The sequence below is a fragment of the Coleofasciculus chthonoplastes PCC 7420 genome (assembly GCF_000155555.1).
Lineage (GTDB): Bacteria > Cyanobacteriota > Cyanobacteriia > Cyanobacteriales > Coleofasciculaceae > Coleofasciculus > Coleofasciculus chthonoplastes_A.
Window position 1 is genome coordinate 104746 of sequence record NZ_DS989860.1, and the last position, 20508, is coordinate 125253.

At 44.1% G+C, this 20508-nt stretch carries 13 protein-coding genes and 1 pseudogene; 7 read left to right on the forward strand and 7 right to left on the reverse strand.

Annotated elements, in window-relative coordinates:
* Window positions 1-66: 66 nt before the first annotated feature.
* Window positions 67-327 (reverse strand): hypothetical protein, encoded by a 261-nt coding sequence (locus tag MC7420_RS24605; protein ID WP_006103785.1) that lies wholly within the window; start codon window positions 325-327, stop codon window positions 67-69.
* A 315-nt stretch (window positions 328-642) separates the two neighbouring features.
* On the opposite strand from MC7420_RS24605, the gene MC7420_RS24610 reads away from it, so the two are divergent.
* Window positions 643-1188, forward strand: a complete 546-nt coding sequence (locus MC7420_RS24610; protein ID WP_044209510.1) for a DUF2854 domain-containing protein — start codon at window positions 643-645, stop codon at window positions 1186-1188.
* Window positions 1189-1300: 112 nt separating this feature from the next.
* Here MC7420_RS24610 and MC7420_RS24615 read toward each other — a convergent pair whose 3' ends face one another.
* Both MC7420_RS24615 and MC7420_RS24620 read right to left on the reverse strand, forming a co-directional pair.
* Window positions 1301-2548 carry a cation:proton antiporter domain-containing protein gene (locus tag MC7420_RS24615; RefSeq protein WP_006103779.1) on the reverse strand — a complete coding sequence of 416 codons (1248 nt, stop codon included), beginning with the start codon at window positions 2546-2548 and terminating at the stop codon, window positions 1301-1303.
* Between the two features lie 336 nt (window positions 2549-2884).
* On the reverse strand, window positions 2885-3145 hold the full coding sequence (locus MC7420_RS24620) for a chlororespiratory reduction protein 7 (RefSeq protein ID WP_006103855.1): 261 nt from the start codon (window positions 3143-3145) through the stop codon (window positions 2885-2887).
* A 170-nt stretch (window positions 3146-3315) separates the two neighbouring features.
* Here MC7420_RS24620 and MC7420_RS24625 point away from each other — a divergent pair, with 170 nt between their 5' ends.
* Window positions 3316-4755 carry a protein adenylyltransferase SelO gene (locus MC7420_RS24625; protein WP_006103804.1) on the forward strand — a complete coding sequence of 480 codons (1440 nt, stop codon included), beginning with the start codon at window positions 3316-3318 and terminating at the stop codon, window positions 4753-4755.
* A 276-nt stretch (window positions 4756-5031) separates the two neighbouring features.
* Here the strand turns inward: MC7420_RS24625 and MC7420_RS24630 are convergent, their stop codons facing one another.
* Window positions 5032-7017, reverse strand: a complete 1986-nt coding sequence (locus tag MC7420_RS24630; RefSeq protein WP_006103846.1) for a pentapeptide repeat-containing protein — start codon at window positions 7015-7017, stop codon at window positions 5032-5034.
* 158 nt (window positions 7018-7175) lie between these two features.
* On the reverse strand, window positions 7176-8294 hold the full coding sequence (locus tag MC7420_RS24635; protein ID WP_198016550.1) for a hypothetical protein: 1119 nt from the start codon (window positions 8292-8294) through the stop codon (window positions 7176-7178).
* 100 nt (window positions 8295-8394) lie between these two features.
* Here MC7420_RS24635 and MC7420_RS38505 point away from each other — a divergent pair.
* Window positions 8395-8538: pseudogene (locus tag MC7420_RS38505) on the forward strand (Uma2 family endonuclease); the annotation flags it as partial.
* Window positions 8539-8591: 53 nt separating this feature from the next.
* Here MC7420_RS38505 and alaS read toward each other — a convergent pair.
* Window positions 8592-11225, reverse strand: a complete 2634-nt coding sequence (gene alaS, locus MC7420_RS24640; protein WP_006103817.1) for an alanine--tRNA ligase — start codon at window positions 11223-11225, stop codon at window positions 8592-8594.
* Between the two features lie 341 nt (window positions 11226-11566).
* On the opposite strand from alaS, the gene MC7420_RS24645 reads away from it, so the two are divergent.
* Together MC7420_RS24645 and MC7420_RS24650 are read left to right on the forward strand one after the other, a co-directional pair.
* Window positions 11567-11800, forward strand: a complete 234-nt coding sequence (locus tag MC7420_RS24645; RefSeq protein ID WP_044209512.1) for a helix-turn-helix domain-containing protein — start codon at window positions 11567-11569, stop codon at window positions 11798-11800.
* Window positions 11793-12680, forward strand: coding sequence for a BglI family type II restriction endonuclease (locus MC7420_RS24650; RefSeq protein ID WP_006103816.1), 888 nt, complete (start codon window positions 11793-11795; stop codon window positions 12678-12680). Before MC7420_RS24645 ends, MC7420_RS24650 begins: the two co-directional genes overlap by 8 nt.
* A 1-nt stretch (window position 12681) precedes the next feature.
* Here the strand turns inward: MC7420_RS24650 and MC7420_RS24655 are convergent, their stop codons facing one another.
* A complete protein-coding gene (locus tag MC7420_RS24655; protein WP_044209515.1) occupies window positions 12682-13632 on the reverse strand; it encodes a DNA-methyltransferase in 951 nt (316 codons plus the stop codon).
* A 397-nt stretch (window positions 13633-14029) separates the two neighbouring features.
* On the opposite strand from MC7420_RS24655, the gene MC7420_RS24660 reads away from it, so the two are divergent.
* Together MC7420_RS24660 and MC7420_RS24665 are read left to right on the forward strand one after the other, a co-directional pair.
* The gene (locus MC7420_RS24660) at window positions 14030-15382 is read left to right on the forward strand and encodes a P-loop NTPase fold protein (protein WP_006103834.1); all 1353 of its coding nucleotides are present in this window, start codon (window positions 14030-14032) and stop codon (window positions 15380-15382) included.
* A 145-nt stretch (window positions 15383-15527) separates the two neighbouring features.
* On the forward strand, window positions 15528-20498 hold the full coding sequence (locus tag MC7420_RS24665; protein ID WP_006103790.1) for a WD40 domain-containing protein: 4971 nt from the start codon (window positions 15528-15530) through the stop codon (window positions 20496-20498).
* Window positions 20499-20508 lie beyond the last annotated feature (10 nt).

Consider the following 20508-nt stretch of genomic DNA (forward strand, 5'->3'; position numbering starts at 1 on the left):
CCTTCCCATAAGCAAGGAATAAGTTTCCAGGATTTCAGTTGATGATTCACTTACTGAATGGGTATCCTAGCTGAGGAAAGGAGGACGTTTGGATTTAGTCGGTTTATTTTTAATCACTTCGGCAATAAATCGCTTTAATGCCTTTTCTCGATTTTTCATAAACGCTGACCAAAAGCCGGGATAAAATTCATCCATGGTTTTTGCCAACGCCCAAACATCAACAGCCAGAATATTATTTAGGGTTTCATCCTCACGCTTTAACGAATCAAGCTGATCGCGAAAACGGTGGTTTTTGGAGGATGCTTGTTGCTTTTTTTCTTGAATCATTTTAAAAAATGCTGCAATAGAGACAACAGCAGACTAAACAAAACTGGGCTTATAAAAACTGTTTACATACCATGCTACAGAGAAGGTTGGACTTCTGCCGACACAGCGATCGCGCTACGAGAGAGCGAATTTGCCTAGTATAACGAAGACAATACGACGTTGACGCTTTTGCCTTTGCTCCCCTAGAGCAATTCAGGCAAGATCCACAAGATCCAAGAGCTAAAACGTGGATGTTCTGCACCCGATCATTTCCCATGCCACCCCTTGACCCGATAATAAAGCTAAAGTGATTGTTGTGTAGATAGTTAAATGAAGATGTTACGTAAAATTTCCTTGGGAACGGTAGGATTGTGGGTTGGGGGAGTACTGACCATCATCGGCTTTGTAGCTTATGCCACCGAGAACGCGACCTTAAATTTAGTGGGATTTTTCTACGGCGTCCCCATCTTACTGGGTGGTTTTGCCCTGAAAGCCGCCGAACTCAAGCCTGTACCTTTAAGTCAACCCACACCACCGGACGTGTTACAACAGCGACAGCAGACAGCTACTCCCATTCAAAACCAAATTCGCCAAGATGTGATGCGTTATCGTTACGGTCAAGACGCTCATTTAGATAGCTCCCTGGAAAGTTTGGGTCTCTCACCTAGCGATGAGGAACGACCAGACCTCAATAGTTTACGAGAAACTGTAGTGGATGGTGCTTACACGTTAGTACTGGAATTTTACTCGCCGCTGATTCCCTTTGAAACATGGGAACAAAAGCGGGAAAAAATAGAAAAATTCTTTGGTCCGAATATCCGAGTTGAATTGAGCCAACCTGAAGAAGACCAGGTTGATGTGGCGTTGATTGCTGCACCTTAACGTTGGTATGTTCTTGTGGAACACCTTCCAGACGTGCCATGGCACGTCTCTACATGGCTTCCCCATCTCCCCCATCTCCCCCTCACCTCACCACTTATTCAGCAGACCCTACTTAGTGAGCCTCAGAGGTTTGGCGATTCTGATGTTTAAAGCCATAGAGTTGGCTCAAAGGCGTGGCACTAATACTATGGGCGAGGATAGAGGCAAAAATTAGCAAGCTACTAACTACCCAAACCTGGTGATTACCCGTGAGGCGCAGCGCTAGATGAGAGTAGTAAAGAGCCGCAACGCCAATGGGACCAAACCAACCCACGAACAGAGGATCTGAGACACCGTGCAGGCGCTTAATCAAAGGACTGAGAGCCAGGATTGCGGGGAGGCGGCGCAAGAACAAGACGGCTACCACTAGCAGTAAGCCTTTCCAGCCCAGTTGTAGCCAGTCTTGCCAGGGCATGACCAAACCCAATAACAGGAAAATGGGTAGAGTAAAGAAGCGATCCACAGCTTCTTGGATACCCTCTTCCTCAGTTCTTTCCTGAGTATTCACGAGTCCATCAAAGACTAATCCGGTTATAAAAACGGCTAGAATACCATCGCTACCCAGTAACTTTGCTGCCCCCAATGCCAGAAGTGAAAGGGCAACTGTATAAGCGAGAATCGACTTTTTCTCAATTAAGCCCTTCTTTTCAGACCAGACTAATAATCGACCCGCAGTATAGCCCAACAATACAGCCACCAAAATAGCGACACCGATTTCCCAAAGTAGGGTGTGCAGCACCCAATGGGAAAGAGCAACTCCAGGCGATCGCGTCAGGAGTAGAATAGGCAGATAAACTATCGGATACGCTAACCCATCATTCAAGCCTGATTCACTGGAGATAAGGTGACGTAAACGTCCAGGAATATTTTCCTCAGCAATGACCCCCGTAACAATATCCGTAGAGACAACCGGATCAGTCGGTGTTATCACTGCCCCAATTAACATCGCTACCCCAAAAGGCAGACCCAATAACCACCAGACCAGTAAACCACTACTCAACCACATCAGGGGCATGACTAGCCCCAGTACTACCACTAAAGACTTCCAGTGTCGGGGAACATATCCTTTAGGTATACGTAGGGCGACACCCATTAAACCAATGGCAAGGGTTAAACGGGCGGCTTCCTCAATCAAAAGCTCTTGATTGCCCCACCAGCCTGTTATATCAAGCCACCCCAGAATATGTGGACTCATCAGAATACCCAACAGCAGCGCAATCGTCGAGTCGGAAAAATACATCCGCCGCAGTGGTTTAGAGAGTAGCCCCACAGCTACAACCAGTGCGGCGATGGCGGTTAGAGCGATGTTTAACTGATTCATGATCAGTAAGATAGTGCGGGTTTACAGGGGTTTCCCGATGATTTACTCAGAAGATTTATGGACTAAATTATCGTTCTTACCCAAACTTAAATCATTCTCTCTAAGTTAAAACAAAACTGTAATTTTCCAAATATACCCATAGGTAGATTCCAGTAAAGGGTATAGAAGCAGGGCAGATGCAGATGTAGAAAAAGGCTTTTGTACAATCAAATAATTTCTGTATTTATTGACCTAAAACAGCAAACCCGTCTATTAATGAGGGTGTTTTAGGGATTCATTTAAAAAAGTCAATTTTAAATGAACTCTAGACGTTTAAGGTCGGGAGTTCTTTGGTCACTACGGCTTTTCTAGCCGCACGACATACCATTGCAAATATTCTCCAGGTTCCATATCCAATTCACAGGAGGTTTCCATTAAATACTTGGCTTGCTCCTCCACGGAGGAAAAATGCTGTAAATCACGGGGTAAATTATCCTGCCGTGTTGATAAAATAGCTTTGAGTTTTTCCAGTAACTCTTCAGGTGTGAGAAATTGCTCCGGTTGATTCGTTTCCAAAACAACATAAGCATCCTCTTGGTACATGATTGAATCAGGCATGGTTCATTCCAGGATTTAGTTTCAACAGTTATTAGAGGACGTTCATCACATCCACGGTAACTAGAATACCGCCAATGTGCTGGATTCTCCACATAGCCTCGCTTCAGGGAACTCTTATGAATAGACTCTCCTGCATTTAGTATAGAAAAATGACCAATGACCAATGACCAATGACCAATATCAATATGTTTCTCTCCCTGGAATACGAAAGAGCGTTAGAATCCCTCGGCTATGACTATTTTGATGAAGTCGCCGCCGCCGAATTTCCCTGTCATCACCTGCGGTTCCGTAATGACCAACTGCTGCCAATTTTAGGGTTAGACCCGCAAAGGGTGACAGATGCGGATTTTATCCAGGTGTTTGGTAAGTTTGTTGGCATACGACCCTTTTTAGCCTTGCGCTATCACGGGTATCAGTTTGGCGAATATAATTCCAGATTGGGAGATGGTCGCGGGTTTCTCTTTGGTCAGGTGCGGGGAACTGATGGCGAACTGTATGATTTTGGCACGAAAGGTTCTGGGACAACTCCCTATTCTAGGGGGGCGGATGGTCGATTGACTCTCAAAGGTGGAGTACGGGAAGTCCTGGCGGCGGAAGCGTTGCATGGTTTGGGTGTGCGTACCTCTCGCTGTTTAAGTTTGATTGAAACCGGGGAACATTTGTGGCGAGGGGATGAACCGTCACCCACTCGTTCATCGGTGATGGTACGGATGAGTCGTTCTCATATCCGGTTTGGCACGTTTGAACGGTTGCGCTATTTTAAGCGTCGGGATTTAATTAAAACGCTGCTTGATCATGTCATTGATTATTACTATCCGCATCTGTTGCAACAGCAGGATAGAGTTGAGCAATATCGCCAATTTTACGCCGAGTTAGTGAAACGAGTGGCAGAGTTAGCGGCTCAATGGATGGCAGCAGGCTTTTGTCATGCTGTTTTAAATACGGATAATATGTCAATTACGGGGGAAAGTTTTGATTATGGTCCTTATGCGTTTATCCCCACCTATAATCCTGTGTTTACAGCGGCGTATTTTGACTATTACGGACGCTATTGTTATGGCAATCAACCGAGCATTTGTCGGTTGAATTTGGAAATGTTGCAGCAACCGTTAGGCATGGTGATTCCGGTTGCTGATATGGAAGCTGGGTTAGCGGCTTATGAGGAACACTATTATCAGGCTTATCGGCAGTTAATGCTAAATAAGCTGGGATTTGAGCAAGTGAATGAATCACAAGGGAATGAGTTATTGAGCAGGACGATTGAGTTGTTAAAGGAAACTCAGGTAGGATATCATGCCTTTTTCACCGAATTAACCCAGCAGTTTCACCCGAGTTGGCGCGATGATGTCTCACAAATTTTTGAGCAGGTTTCGTTTTGCCAGTCGGCTGAACAGCAAGTGTTGTTAGCTACTTGGCGCGAATTATATCATCATATTTTGCAGGATTTGTCAACGGATGAGTTGGCGAAAATGGCTGAGCGGTTAGAGGAGAAGAATCCGAAAACCGCATTACTACGACCTGTTATTGAAGAGGTTTGGGCAGCTATCGATCGCGACGATAATTGGCAACCGTTTGATGAGTTGGTGAGACGCTTACAACGAAAAAAATAATCTTATATTTGTCATTGGTCATTGGTCATTGGTCATTGGTCATAAGCTGTCATGCATTTAAATTGGGTATTAGTAGCGAGCAAGATGCAAAGCCTGCGGCATGGCTTCGCTTAACGCACTACTACAAGGCTTTCGCCGTTATTGATATTAAGGTTTAAATGCCGAACAGCTTACAAGGATTGCACCATTATTGACATTACGGTTTAAATGCCGAACAGCTTACTCGCTCCCGAAAAGAAGCAAGCTACGTTTATGTAAGGGCTGAAATTAGTGTTATTATTTCAAATAAATCAATAAATTCAGCCCAGGAATAGTACGAGAAAGTGTCCATAATAACAGGGCAATATAAGCAAGACCCAAACCCCACTGATACCACGCCAATGTACTAATAATACCGGGAATATGTTCGTCTCTCAAGCGAATATCATTAAAGCCAAACTTGAGTAAATTATTAAAACTAAAGTCATAATAATTCAGCCAATTCCAGCGACGATCCCAAAGAATCGGCATATAACGATCGCGGAAAAAGCCAAATCGAGGCATAACCGGGAGGCGTCCAATCAGGAGGCGTAATTGCCGCATCCCCCCATCTTCAACAAAATAGGTGACATTGAGCATATCATGATAACGCCCTTGCCGATACAGTCGCCACACCAGCAATAGGGGTATCGGAAACAGAAGTCCCGCCAAACACAATAGCGTCAGCCAGGGTTGTTCACTGGTTTGAAAAATCGCGATCGCACCGCCCACAGTAGCCGCCGCCCCACTCCCCACCATGTAAACTGTTTCTATAGAGGTGGGTAGAATCGGTTTAGGGTAACGTCGCCGCCAACGGTCAAGCAACCAAAACAGCAATCCGAAATACGCGATCGCAATCATTCCCACGCCGAACACTAAGCCAAAACTGGTACCATCGGCACTTAATAGTAGCAGTAAACTCAATTTCGCCCAGTGCAGAGCATCAATTAGCCAATGGCGCGATCGCACAGTGATATCCTCGCGACCCATTAACTGGAGAATGCTACCCAGTAAACGCCCCCACAGTTGTTCTCGTCGTAATCGTTCCCGGAGATAATCTAAGGAATTCGCATCGGGAATTTGTTCTTGTTCGCGAAAGTTGCGGACTAAATTCCGCAGTACATCTTCATTCCCTTCGAGTTTGGGAACGAATAGAATTTGTCCCACATGACCCGCATCACCAAAAATTTTAGCTTGGTCGGAGTCAAAGGTCATCCCAGCGACTTTAACATAAGCATTAGGGGAAAAGCGGGTATTACTAAAATCCATTTGGTCAAGTAGACTCGCATCCCGCATTAAAATCGGTTGCTGGAACTGACTTCCCCGGAAGCTAGTGGATTTTTCCCACGTCGCCTCGGTGAGTAACAACGACTGAGTAAACCGACTCTTACTTAACAAACAGCGATCGCGCCAAATTACTTGGGAAAAATCGGCATCTTCTAGCCATTGGCTTCCGGTAAAATTGGCAAGCTGCACAAATTCCGCCTGACTAAAATTTCCATTCCCATGAAACGTAGACCGACTAAAATTGGCTATACCTTTAAACTCCACCTGAGTAAACCCAGCCTTATCAAAGAAGGTGTCACCGCTGAAGTTAATATCTCGACCAAACGTAGTGTTACTAAAATCAACAGATTGGCTAAAACTACTCCCTGACCAATCGACTTCCTGGATAAACACAGCCTCAGAGACTTCTAAGCGTTGCAGAAAGAAGGTATTGGCGAAATTAATTGCACCGCTTAGACGAGTTTGATTCAGCTTGAGAGTCCCCCGAAAGACTGTAACCGAGGGAACTTGGTCACTGGATTCGGTGATGAAGCGAGAATCTTTTGCTAATTTTTCTTGTTCCTGGTCAGTTAACAGGGAAGGCAACGTGGCTTGGGAGAGGGCGGTTTGCAAGCCTAATTTGCTAGCCGTAAACTCTCCTTGAATCAAGGATTCACTCAAGTCTAAAGCGAGAGGGGTTTGAGAACGAGTCAGCTTGCTTTGCAGGTGTTGGTAAAACTGATCCCGAAAGTCTGTATTCTCGTTGGTTAAATCAATAACAAACTGGCGCAGATCAATCGTGGAAATGCCTTCGCTTTGAATCGGGGATTCTAGGCGTTCTTCTAGGAGTTCCAGGGTTAACGGTTGACGTTCTGGAGTGGCGGCGAAGGCGGGGAGGGGGATGAGGAGGAGGAGAAACGTAAGCAGGAATCCGAGGAGTCGCTTGGGGAAAGGGTGTAAGAATTTAATTGGCTTCAAGGCGATTGTATTTTTAAAGGTTCATTCAATTATTTTACTGGGATAAGCCCCGACACCTGCCAACCACTCGCGCTTTGGGTTTCAACCAAAGGCAGTTTAACGTGACAATGTTAAACTTGTACATTAGCCTCAAATCCTGACAAAAGACAAATGAGTTTTTACGGCTGAAGTTGCTGAAGTTTAGTTTGAGCGGATCGCAAAAGCTCTTGAGCTTTTGAATAAGATGTTGTCCCTGATTGTACCTTATTGAGTTGATTAATAATACCCTGAAGTTGACTAATAGTAAGATTCCGATCAATTGTCGCATCAGTAGGCGTGTTGGCAAGTAAGCGTTGAATTTGACGTTGAGCTTCTTCCAGGGCTTGCATTGATTCCGCCTCAGCCGAGGAGCGAGTTTGGATAACGCCTAAATTGGTTTGATAGGTAGCGAGTAATTTTTGGGCTTCTAGATAACCTTGATCCTCTAGAGGAATTTGTTCCAATCGCGCGATCGCTTGTTGCCAAAGTTTCTGGATTTGTTGCCATTCAGCGACAGTATGGGGTGGATTTTGAGCCGCTTGAGCCGCCGCAAAAGCAAATTCTTGAGCCGCACCAATCAGGGAACCGGTACGCTGGTTATCCGCCGCAAAGCCAACAACCTGTTGAAAATCTCGTTGATACCCTATTAACTTGGTTTTAGCGGTTTGTCCGGCGAGGGTAGCTGAGGGAATTTGCTCGATGTGATCCAGTGCAGTTTGCCACGATGCGATCGCATTTTGTTTATCGGTTAGTGTTGCGGCTTGCTGGTACTGCTGTTTGGCTTGATTGAGTGCAGTTTCGGCTTTCTTTAGTTCAATCTGAGCATTTTTCTCCTGGAATACCTTGGCTTCCATACGAGCGACGTTAGTACGAGCGCTTTCAAATTCATCAAGGGTGAATTTCCAGCTACAGCTAAATAAGTTACAGTAAAATTTGGGTTCATAGCCTAAGAACCAAATCGGCAATTTGTCAAGATGAGTTTGGGCTAACTTAACTTTTTCTTCTCCTAAACTGAAATCTGCGGCACTGGTTGAATTATTAATCAATTGATCGGCTTGTTCAACGTTGCGAATGGTTTGGCGATAGTTATGATCCATCTGGATATAACTGGGTAATAATAAGATTGGTGCAGTCCGCGCTACCGGACGCCGGATCATTGGGTAAGGTAGGTTGACGACCCAAACTAAACCCGCCATACTGCCCAAAATTGCCCCTGTCCAAGCGATTTTACTCAGGCGATTCATAGTGAAGATTCTCAAGATTATCTTCTAGTTTGGCAGACCCTTATCCCCTTTGTCGAGGGACGGTAGGGGTTTCTGATGTGGCACTATTAGAACCAAAGACAACGGTTACTACAAATTTGACTACTTTAAACGTTACCCCTGCTTAATTATTGAGGTACTTTCAGATAAAACTGAAGCTTTTGATCGAGGCGATAAATTCACCGACTACAGCGAACTAGAAACGCTACAAGAATACGTGGGGATAGGGAGAAAAAGAAAGTTCTACATGAGACTGCAACTTGGTATGAGGTGGGCATTGCCCACCCGATAGGATTACTGCAACTGTTCAATTAACTGGCGTTTTGCCGCATCCAAAGCTTCCGGTAACTTACTGGCGTCTCGTCCCCCAGCTTGGGCTAAGTTGGGGCGTCCCCCACCGCCACCGCCGCAAAGTTTGGCAATTCCACCGATAAATTTACCGGCTTGTAGTTGCTTGTCTTTGTAGATTTTGGCACTAAACGCCGCCACTAAACTAACTTTTCCTTCTGTGGGAACCGAACCTAAAACAACCGCACTGTCTCCCAGTTTTTGCTGGAGTCGTTCCGCTGCGGTTTTCAGGGCGTCGGGTTCAATGTCTCCCAGATTTGCCACTAAAACCTTGAACTCACCCACGGATTCCGCTTGACTCAATACCTGATCCGATTTGGCTAATGCCAATTCTTGTTTTACAGCTTCTAATTCTTTCTGAGAGGCTTTGAGTTCGTTCTGGAGATTGGTAATTCGATCGGGGATTTCTTCAGGTTTGACTTTAAAGCGATCGCTTAATTCTTTGACCACTTTATCCCGCAGGTTCAAATAATCCAATACCGCAGGACCCGCTACGGCTTCAATGCGCCGAATCCCAGACGCGACGCCCGTTTCAGCGACAATTTTAAACACACCAATTTCAGCGGTGTTATTCACATGAGTTCCGCCACAGAGTTCCATTGAAACACCGGGGAAATCAATCACTCGTACCTCATCGGCATACTTTTCCCCAAACATGGCGATCGCACCTTTTGCCTTGGCGTCGGTTAGGGGCATAATCGCCACATCTGCGCCGTGGGCTTCGGCTATCCAGGTATTAATTTGATCCTCAATTTGGGTTAATTCCTCTGAAGTCAGGGAACGGGAACAATTGAAGTCAAACCGCAGCCGATCAAATGCCACTAAAGAACCCGCTTGGGAAATCGACGGATCAACAATCTTTTTCAGCGCCGCTTGTAATAAATGAGTCGCTGTATGATTAGCTTGGGCGCGACGGCGACAGGCGCGGTCAATTTGGGCGGTAACAGTATCCCCTAAGTTTAGGGTTCCCCGTTCCACGCGACCAAAATGGACAAAGAAGTCGGATTCTTTTTTGACATCATCAATCCGTACTACTAAATTATCGCCCGATAAATAACCGCGATCGCCAATTTGTCCCCCCGATTCGGCATAGAATGGGGTTTGGTCGAGAACAACTTGCACCTCAGTACCCGTCTGGGCTGATTCAACCGACTCGCCCTCTGCAACTAGCGCCATCACTTGGGCGGTAGTGGCAGGTACGGTATATCCTAAAAATTCGGTCGCCGCCACTCCAGATGTCACTTCATCCAGACTGCCTTGTGCCAATAAGTCAACGGTTTCGTGGGCGGCTTGAGAGTTTTCTTGCTGTTCTTTCATCGCCGCTTCATAGCCAGCAATGTCCACCGTTAACCCATGTTCTTCGGCAATTTCTTGGGTTAATTCTAAGGGGAAACCATGGGTATCATAGAGAGTAAACGCATCCCTCCCGGAAATTTGCTCAGGCTTTTGCGCCAGAATATCTGCCAATAACTTCTCGCCGCGTGCGAGGGTTTTGCGGAATTGCGATTCTTCGCGTTGCAATTCGGCTTGAATCGCATCGTTCCGTTCCCGCACATTCGGATAGGTGTCTTCAGCCAGTGCGATCGCGGTGTCGGCGACTTGGGTGGTAAACTCCCCTTGAATGCCAATTAATCGCCCATGGCGCACCACTCGCCGGATTAAACGGCGCAGGATATAGCCGCGTCCAATATTCGAGGCGGTAATTCCATCAGCAATCAGATGAACTACAGCGCGAATGTGATCCCCAATCACTTTCAGGGAGACTTTGGTTTTCTCGTCACTCTTGGCATAATCAAGTTCAGCAATCTCAGCCGCCGTCTTGATAATCGGGAAAATCAGATCCGTTTCGTAGTTATTGGGAACCTGCTGGAGGATTTGCGCCATCCTCTCTAATCCCAACCCGGTGTCAATATTTTTATTTTGCAGGGGGGTGAGATTCCCGTCTGCATCCCGGTTGTATTGCATGAACACCAGGTTATAGTACTCAATAAACCGGGTATCGTCTTCTAAATCGATGTCCTTGTCCCCTTTTTCCGGGTGGAAGTCGTAATAGATTTCTGAACAGGGACCACAAGGACCCGTCGGACCCGATGCCCAGAAGTTATCTTCTTCGCCCATCCGCTGGATACGATGGGCTGGGATACCAATTTTATCCCGCCAGATGGCAAAGGCTTCGTCATCCTCTCGAAACACACTCACAATCAGGCGTTCTGGGGGTAATTCAAAGACGTTCGTAGATAACTCCCATGCCCACGCGATCGCTTGTTCTTTAAAATAGTCGCCAAAGCTAAAATTGCCCAGCATTTCAAAGAAAGTATGGTGTCGCGCCGTGCGTCCCACATTCTCAATATCATTGGTGCGGAGACATTTTTGCGACGTGGTGGCGCGGGAAAAGTCCGACTGGCGTTGTCCCAGGAATATCGGCTTAAAGGGTAACATCCCGGCGATGGTGAGTAACACAGTGGGATCATCCGGGACTAAGGAAGCCGACGGCAAAACCTGGTGTTGCCGTTTGTCGTAGAAGTCTAGGAACTTTTGTCGGATTTGGTTCCCGCTGAGGGATTTGGGAGATTTGGGCATGGTGTTTCACTCAAGGCTAGGAATGGATTGGTAGGATTTTGGACGTTAGACTCACCCATCCTAGAAATAACGAGGTTGATCAGTGCGATCGTGATCCATTTTTACACTTGTTATCAATTGTTGCAGGATTTTTGGTTCTCATCCCAGTTTGGATTGCGTAGGGGCGAGTTTCACTCTGATCGTTTCGGTTGCACCCAGATATGACCAAACCCGCCCCGACTTTCGCTGATTGCGAGACTTTCCACACTTTAATGCTATATATAGTCTGTAGACTTAAAAGTAGCATCTGGATAAGCTTCGGAAATGTTAAGTGATTCAGATAAATAATTTGTCCATTATGTATGGTTAAACGATTCTTGGGACTTAACCAAGTTGTTGCATCTAATTTGAGAAAGTTAAGACAAGAGATTGGTATCTCTCAAGAAGAATTAGCAGGAAAGTGTGGTTTGCATAGAACCTATGTCGGTGCTATTGAGCGTAGCGAACGCAACATTACTCTACAAACTTTAGAAAAGCTAGCTGTTAGTTTAGGGGTTTCACCTCTTGATTTATTGAAAGAAAACTCTGATGTTTAACCAGTTTAGGCAATTTCAATACAATAGTTATAGGACAGCAAGAAATTACTTCATCCAAAACTATAATCAGTTAATTAACCTTGAAAAATATGTTCTTGAGGAAGTTTTTAACTCTGTTCATCAAAATCTTGCTGAAATAATTGCCAACTACAATGAAGCTAGCTATCTTTATCCCTTTTGGCAGAATTATCCACCTGAAGAAAGAGGACGACAACCTATAGGTGATCAATATCCCTGGCTTGAGGTTGCAGAACATACCATTGGAGACAAATTGCCTCGACTTTTGGAATGTAATTTTGAAATTTCTGATGTAGGATTACCCACGGGATCTGATCTAAGGTTAGTCATATCAAACTATAGAATTTCTCAAATCACAAATGACGTGACAAATTCGTGCTGGCTATTTCTTGAGATTAAGTCAGTGGGACCTAGAGATGATCAAGATCATGCTGTCATGTCACATAACCAAATTTCTGGAAGCGGGCGATGGGAGGTGTTTTCTGATGGCATTAGCAATGATATCATTACGGCTACTGGCAAACGCGCTAACCATCCGTTTTACTGTAGTCTTCCGCCAATTTATATTTTGAGTGATGGTTTAATTGTTCCCGTTGTCATCATCATCGTCAAGCCTGTTTACAGGATGCTATCTCTGGAAGGAAATGATGATGGAGGACAGCCCTTGAGTCGAATAAGTTTTGCATCTGTTCCTAATGGTCTTTTGCTACACGAACAACCGCATTATTTAATGAATTTTCCTGACTTATTTTTTCCGGGTAAAGATGAAATGAAGAAAGATCCCCGTAAAAGGCGTTGTCGAGTAAGCTTTGAAATTCTCAGCAGAATAGATTCTTGGAGATTTAGAGAAATTGATTGTTAAATTAAACAAGATTTAGCTCTAACTGAAAAGAAGATAGCTCTCTAATACGCTTCTTGGCTAATTTTACATATTTAGCTTCTTTTTCAATACCAATATAGTTGCGGTTATGTTTAATGGCAGCTACGGCTGTTGTTCCACTCCCCATAAAAGGATCTAAGATGAGGTCGTTTTCTTCACTGAATAAACGGATCACCCGACTTGCCAGTTCCTCGGGGAATTTGGCTTCATGGTCATCATTAACTCTAACACTATTGATATACCAAAGTCCTCTTGAACCCCAACTTTTCCACTCGTCTTTCGATAGCTTTCTTCTATCAATGACATACTCTCCAGGCTTCCAGAAAATGTAGAGATCTTCATATTCATTGACTGCCTTAAGCGTGTTGCTCGTCCACTGACTATTGACCCAAGAGGGATCTTTAACCCAAACCCGTTTATCATACAAATAAATGCCTACTTCATACGCATATTTTTCAATATAATTGCCAACGAGTTTTACTCTAGTTTGCACTTGGTATTTTCCACCACGAATATTATTTCCATTCAACCGCCTATCAATCGTTTGCTCACTACAACCCAGCAAGCTAGCGAGTTCATAGCGATTATAATCAGGATGCTTTTGACGAGCCTCTAAAACCATCTCTCTCGTAACTTTACATTTTTGATTAGAAATATTTAGGGCTTGTATTCTTGGCATATATTTATCTTTGAAGCATAGAATGTCAGCAATATTTATAACTAAAAATCCACCAGGTTTTAGAATTTGATAATGATTGTGAATGACTTGGCGTAGTAAGGATTGCCAAGACTCAAACGTCTCTTCCTTCTCGTAATCTTTTCCTACAAAGTATGGAGGTGACCAAAAACTCAGAGCCACACTATTTGGCTCAATTTCCAGCATTTTACACTCAGATTTACCTAGGTATATTTCGTTGTGCTTCAAATATTCCATAGAAAAAAATGTATAAATTTATAATTAACAATACATGATTTTATGGTCATTGTCAAGCTGAATATTTTGAAATACTGATAAATTACTCTAAAGACAAAAACTTGTTTTTGGCTAACTTAAATCGTGATGTATTTTTACATTTGTTATCGATTGTTGTCGGATTTTTTGTTCTCATGAACTATTTGGTTGAATACTAACACTATCGGTGGAGACAAGGCAGGTGAACATTTTGCTGACAAATAGACCAATAAAGGCAGAAGCCTCCAAGACAGAAGGGAGTAGGCAAAAGACGTAGCTTGCTTGGCACTCCCTTGAGTAGGACAAATGACCAATGACCAATGACCCATAACTAAGCTATGGTATCGGATAATGCTTTAAATGCTAAGGAACTGGGAAAATGAAGGTAGAGTTACAGACATTTTTTAAAGCAACGAACCCTAGCCGGACGCTGGTTGCAGACAATCCGGAAGACCAGAAATTTTATATCGACTTTTCCCCGGTACGCGGGGGGAAGATTATTGAGGAACTTAAGGATAATATTACCTTTTTCTCCCCTGATGAACCCACCTGCGCCTTATTTACCGGACATATTGGTTGTGGCAAATCCACAGAGTTATTGCGACTGAAGGCAGAATTAGAAGCAGATGGGTTTCATGTCGTCTATTTTGAGTCGAGTGAAGACTTGGAAATGGCGGATGTGGATATTGGCGATGTGCTATTGGCGATCGCACGACGGATTTCCCAAAGCTTGGCAACGGTTCAACTCGGTAAATTGACGGGGTTACAGACGCTGGTACAGGGTGCTGCAAGGGTGTTAAACGCCGAGGTGCAGGGGGTGAGAATTAGAGTGCCTAACCTGGGAGATGTGGGTGTTGTTTCTCAAAATGATACGGTGTCCCTGGCGTTTGGCATTGGCGAAATCACCGCGAAGACGAAAAGTGATGCGACGATGCGACAGCGGCTGAATCAGTACCTCGGACCCCAGAAAACCCAACTCTTGCAAGTGATTAATCAGGAACTGATCGAACCTGCGATCGCCAAACTGAAACAGCAGGGTAAAAAGGGGTTAGTTGTGATTGTCGATAACCTGGATCGGATCGATAATAGCCCAAAACCCTGGGGGCGTCCACAGCAGGACTATTTGTTTGTGGATCAGAGTGAATGTTTAACCAAGCTGCACTGTCATCTCGTTTATACCATGCCCTTGGCGCTGAAATTTTCCGATGATTATGGGGTGTTGACGCAACGGTTTCCGGAACGACCGAAAATCTTACCCATGGTTCCGGTACAGTTAAAAGATGGCAGTGATTGTCAAGCGGGAATCCGTTTACTGCGACAGATGGTTCTCGCGCGGGCATTTCCGGATTTAACGGAACAGGAACGTTTGGAAAATAGTACGGAAATCTTCGATAATTTGGAAAGCTTAGACTATCTCTGCTACCGGAGTGGGGGTCATGTGCGCGATTTGTTAAAGTTACTCAATGATTGGATTAAAAAGGAACGGACGTTTCCCTTGTCCCGCCCGACACTGGACAAATTAGTTCGACAATATCGCAATGAAATGACATTGAGAATATCGGATAATCAGTGGGAGTTATTGCGACAAGTGCAGCAACGGAAATGGGTGAGTGATGATCAGGGTTATGAACTGTTGATTCGCAGTCGGCTGGTGTTTGAATATTATTATGAGGATGAGTCTTGGTTTGATGTGAATCCGATTTTAGTTGATGCTCAAGAGTTGCAGGGATAATATTTGAGGTAGGGGCGCAAGGGCTTCATCCATCATCCATGTAAACTTAAGCTTAACCCCTCTCCCCCAGCCCCTCTCCCACCAGGGGAGAGGGGAGCAAGAAGGAAACGGTTAAGAGAATAGCCTCCATTATATAAAATGTAATATGGATAACTATATAGACGAGAGTACCATTGATAATCAAGAAGCCTTAGAGGAATTAACCTGGGCAATTGAAGCCTCTGAAGGACGATTTTACATCATGCTAGCGCGTTGTAATTATGCGTATTTGCAAGACCGTTTAATTCAGCAGGTGCAAGACCAATGCGCCCTGAATATTCGAGTCATTCACCTGAAACAATCAGATCGAACCCTTTACTCGACCATTTGCGCTCAATTAGGACAGGAAAAGCCCGCTGCTTTGATGGTATCTGGATTAGCTACGGTGGATAATTTAGATGATATGCTGAGGGCAACCAATCAGGTGCGGGAGGAGTTTCGCAAAAATTTTCCTTTTCCAGTTATTTTGTGGATTAATGACGCGGTTCATGTCAAGTTTCTGAGAATTGCTCCCGATTTTGAGAGTTGGACAACCACCACTCGATTCGCCATACCCACAGATGAGTTAATTGCGGTTCTCCAGCAGAATGTCGAGTCGTTATTTACGACAGCGTTAGCTGTTAATTCACCTCAATCCTTATACAAGTTAACCGATGTTTTAGATCAAGGGTGCTTAAGTCGTTCAGAACTTGACTTGGCGTTAAAAGAGTTACCCCATCGGGTGCAAGACTTAGACCCCCAGCTTGAAGCGGGATTACAGTTTATTCGCGGGTTAAATGGTGGGGATAGTCCCGAAGCATTAGAGTATTTTCAGCAAAGTTTAACATTTTGGCAGCAGGTAGGGGCAGGTTTAACTGATGACTTATCGGATCAAACCGATAACCTCACTAAACTCGCCCCGATTGACCCCAAAGTCGGGGAACTTGATAACGAAATTCAATCCACCCCGATTAATGCCAAATTAAAAGCTGGATTGGTTTTATTTCATATTGGACTCTACCACTATCGCACAACTGACCGCAAAAAATACCAGACGATTAGCTGGCAAACATCCAAGATTCACTTACAGGAATGTCTAGAAATATTTGACCAAGAAAACCGCCCCGATTTAATAGCAAAATGCATTACTCAACTCGAACGAGTGCTGCAACGGATGCAAGCCTGGGATGAACTGGAACAGGCAGCGAAAAAGGCTTTACCTTTACATCAACAGTATGGCAGTACCAGTAAATTAGCTCAAGATTATAGCTTTTTAGCTGAAGTCGCCTTACAGAAACAGCGCTGGGATGATGCGCGTCAAGCCGCACAGCAGGCGGAGGAGATTATCACTCAACTCCCAAAATCTAAGCGCTGGATTCAGGGATTAAATTTACTATTTTTAGCTCAAGCTGAACGACAATTAGGCAATAAGCAAGGGGCGATTTCTCATTTAGTTAAAGCGAGAGAATTAGGAGATTTTGGACATCCGCTGGTTTACGTTCGCATATTAGAAGAGTTACGAGATCTCTATTTTGAAAACAGGCAATATTTAGCGGCGTTTGCCACAAAACAACAGCGGCGTTCTATTGAACAGCAATATGGTATTCGTGCTTTTATTGGTGCGGGACGACTGCAACCGCACCGAGAAGATGCTTCTTACTGGTCACGGGATCGGGAAAACCTCTCGCCAAACCTCTCTCCTGCAAGGAGAGAGGCTTTGAATTCTTTCTCCTTAAAAAATCAACAAGAAATTTCAGTCAAAACAGATAACCAAGAGTCCGTCGCGCCGGAAATTATCGCCTCTGGACGACAGCGAGATTTAGAACGATTATTAGAACGAATTGGACGGAATGATTGTAAGTTAATTGTTATTCATGGACGTTCTGGTGTCGGAAAAAGTTCGTTAGTCAATGCGGGATTAGTTCCAGCGTTGAAGCAAAGCATTATTGGCACTCAGAAGAATGTTCCGATTGCAATCCGAGTTTATACGAATTGGATAGAGGAATTAGCAAAGCAGTTACTAAATGACGATGAACCAGTAGGGGCGGATTTAGACGATAACCTTTCAGGAAAACCACCAACCTCTCAACAAAACCCGCCCAATTCTCCAGGTTTAGACGATAACCTGTCGGAAAAAACAATAACGTCTCAACCCAATCCACCTTATGCCAAACTCCTGGAACAGTTACGAAAGGATGAACAGCGTCAGCGGCGGACAGTGCTAATTTTTGACCAGTTTGAGGAATTCTTTTTTGTTTATACCAATGCGGCTGAACGGCGACTATTTTGGCGGTTTTTGGCAGACTGTTTGAATATTTTATCCGTGAAGGTGATTCTGTCACTACGGGAAGATTATTTGCACTATTTGTTAGAGTGCAATCGCCTAGATAGCATGAGTGTGATTGGTCATGACATTCTCGGCAAGAATGTGTTGTATGAATTAGGGAATTTTTCGTCAGCCGATGCCAGAGCCATTATAGAAGATTTAAGCACGCGATCGCGCTTTTATTTAGAACCTGCTTTAATAGACCAACTGGTTAAGGATTTGGCGGGTACAACAGGGGAAATATTACCGATTGAATTGCAAGTTGTGGGGGCGCAGTTACAGGCGGACAATATTAAAACGTTAGCGGAGTATCGGGAGTTAGGAACGAAAGAAGAATTAGTTAAGCGCTATTTAGAGGAAGTGGTTGAAGATTGTGGCGCTGAGAATAAGCAGGCGGCGGAATTAGTGCTGTATTTGCTGACGGATGAAAAAGGGACTCGTCCGCTAAAGACTCGCGCTGAATTGGAACGGGATTTAGAGGGATTAGCAGCGGATTTAACCAGGGAAGCGGGTAAATTAGATTTGGTCTTAAGGATTTTTGTGGATTCGGGTTTAGTGTTTTTGTTGCCGGAAACTCCTTATGACCGTTATCAATTAGTTCATGATTATTTAGCTGAGTTTATTCGTAAGCAGCAACAATTCGGATTGTTGATGGAATTGGCAGAAGCAAGGGAGAAACAAAAGTTAACTGAAGCTCAATTAAGACAAGCGTTAAAAGAGAAAGAAGAGGCTTTGCGTAAAGAAAAGCAGGAAAGACAACGGGCAGAAATTGCTGAAATTGAAGCTTTAACGGCTTTATCTGAAGCTCGATGGTTATCTCATGATCAACTAGGAGCATTATTAGCTAGTGTTAAGGCGTGTAAAAAAATGAAGGACGTAGAAGTATCGTCTGAAATAAAAATTCAAACGTTGGGTAGACTATGGCAAACAATTTACTCCGTGAAAGAGTGTAATCGCTTTTATGGTCATCTTGGTGCAGTCAATAGCGTTACCTTTAGTCCTGATGGTCAGACAATTGCATCAGCTGGGGATGATAGTACAGTAAAACTTTGGAGTTTAGATGGCATTTTATTAAAAAGTTTGCCTGGACATAACCGTGGAGTCAATTGTGTAAGCTTCAGTCCTAATAATCAGATGATTGCTTCAGCTAGTAGTGGAGGAACCGCCAAAATTTGGCATATTGATGGGACTTCAGTTTACACATTCCAGGAGCGTGGTTACGGCGTTAATAGTGTGAGATTTAGTCCCGATAGTCAGAGGATTGCCTTAGCTAGTTACGACGGTATAGTATCACTTTGGCATTTGGATGGTACTCTATTTCAAACCTTTCAGGGACATAACCGTGGAGTCAGTTGTGTTAGCTTCAGTCCTGATGGTCAAATGATTGCTTCGGCTAGCCATGACCATACAATCAAACTCTGGTATTTAGATGGTACTCTATTGCAAACCTTTCAGGGACATAACCGTGGAGTTAGCTGCGTTAACTTCAGTCCAAATGGACAAATAATTGCCTCCGCAAGTGAGGATAATACCGTAAAACTCTGGCACATTGATGGCGAACTTATGAGGACTTTCCAAAAGCATAGCGATAAAGTCTATTGTGTCAGCTTCAGTCCTGATGGTCAGACATTAGCTTCAGCGAGTAAAGACAGCACAGTAAAACTCTGGGGTTTGGATGGCAAAGTTGTGCAAACCTTCCAGGGACATAATAATGGGATTCGTAGTGTTAACTTTAGTCCAGATGGACAGAGGCTTGCTTCAGCTAGCAACGATGGTGTAGTGAAACTTTGGTATTTAGAAAATACAGTAGTTCAAACCTTGCAGGGGCATAACGATGGAATTAATAGTATAACCTTTAGCCCTAATGGTAAAATAATCGCCTCAGCCAGCAATGATAATACAGTAAAACTTTGGCATTTAGATGGGACAGTTGTGCAAACTTTTCAAGAACATAAAGATTGGGTTAATAGTGTCAGCTTCAGCCCTGATGGGCAAATGATTGCCTCAGCAGATGATAAAGGTATAGTGAAACTTTGGTATTTGGATGGGACAGTTGTGCAAACTTTTCAAGAACATAGAGGTGGAGTCAGTTGCGTTAACTTCAGTCCTGATGGAAGCATAATTGCTTCCTCATCTCTCTATGACCTTTCGGTGAAACTATGGCATTTAGACGGCACAGTCGTGCAAACTTTGCAGCAACATAGTAATTGGGTTAAAAGTGTAAGCTTTAGCCCTGATGGTCAGATAATTGCCTCCGCCTGTGAACAAGTTATAAAACTTTGGCATTTGGATGGAAGTCTAGTACAAACCTTTCTGGGACATCGAGGTGGAATCAAAAGTGTAAGCTTCAGTCCTGACGGTCAAATAATTGCTTCGGCTGATACAGATGGAATAGTAAAACTTTGGTGTTTGGATGGGACTGTGTTGCACACCTTTCAAGGACATAGCGATTGGGTTAATAGTGTCAGTTTTAGCCCTGATGGTAAAATGATTGCTTCGGCTAGTAGTGATAGTACAGTGAAACTCTGGTGCGTTACTGGTAATTTAGTACACACCTTTCAGGGACATCAGGGTGAAATTAAGAGTGTAAGCTTTAGTCCAAATGGTAAAATAATAGCTTCGGCTAGTAAGGATGGTACGGTAAAACTCTGGAATTTGTCTCTAGAGGATCTTTTGATGCACGGTTGCAATTGGCTACGAGACTATCTGAATACTAACCCAAATGTGAGTGAGAGCGATCGCCATCTCTGCGACGGTATTGATAATGAATAGATAGAGTTGC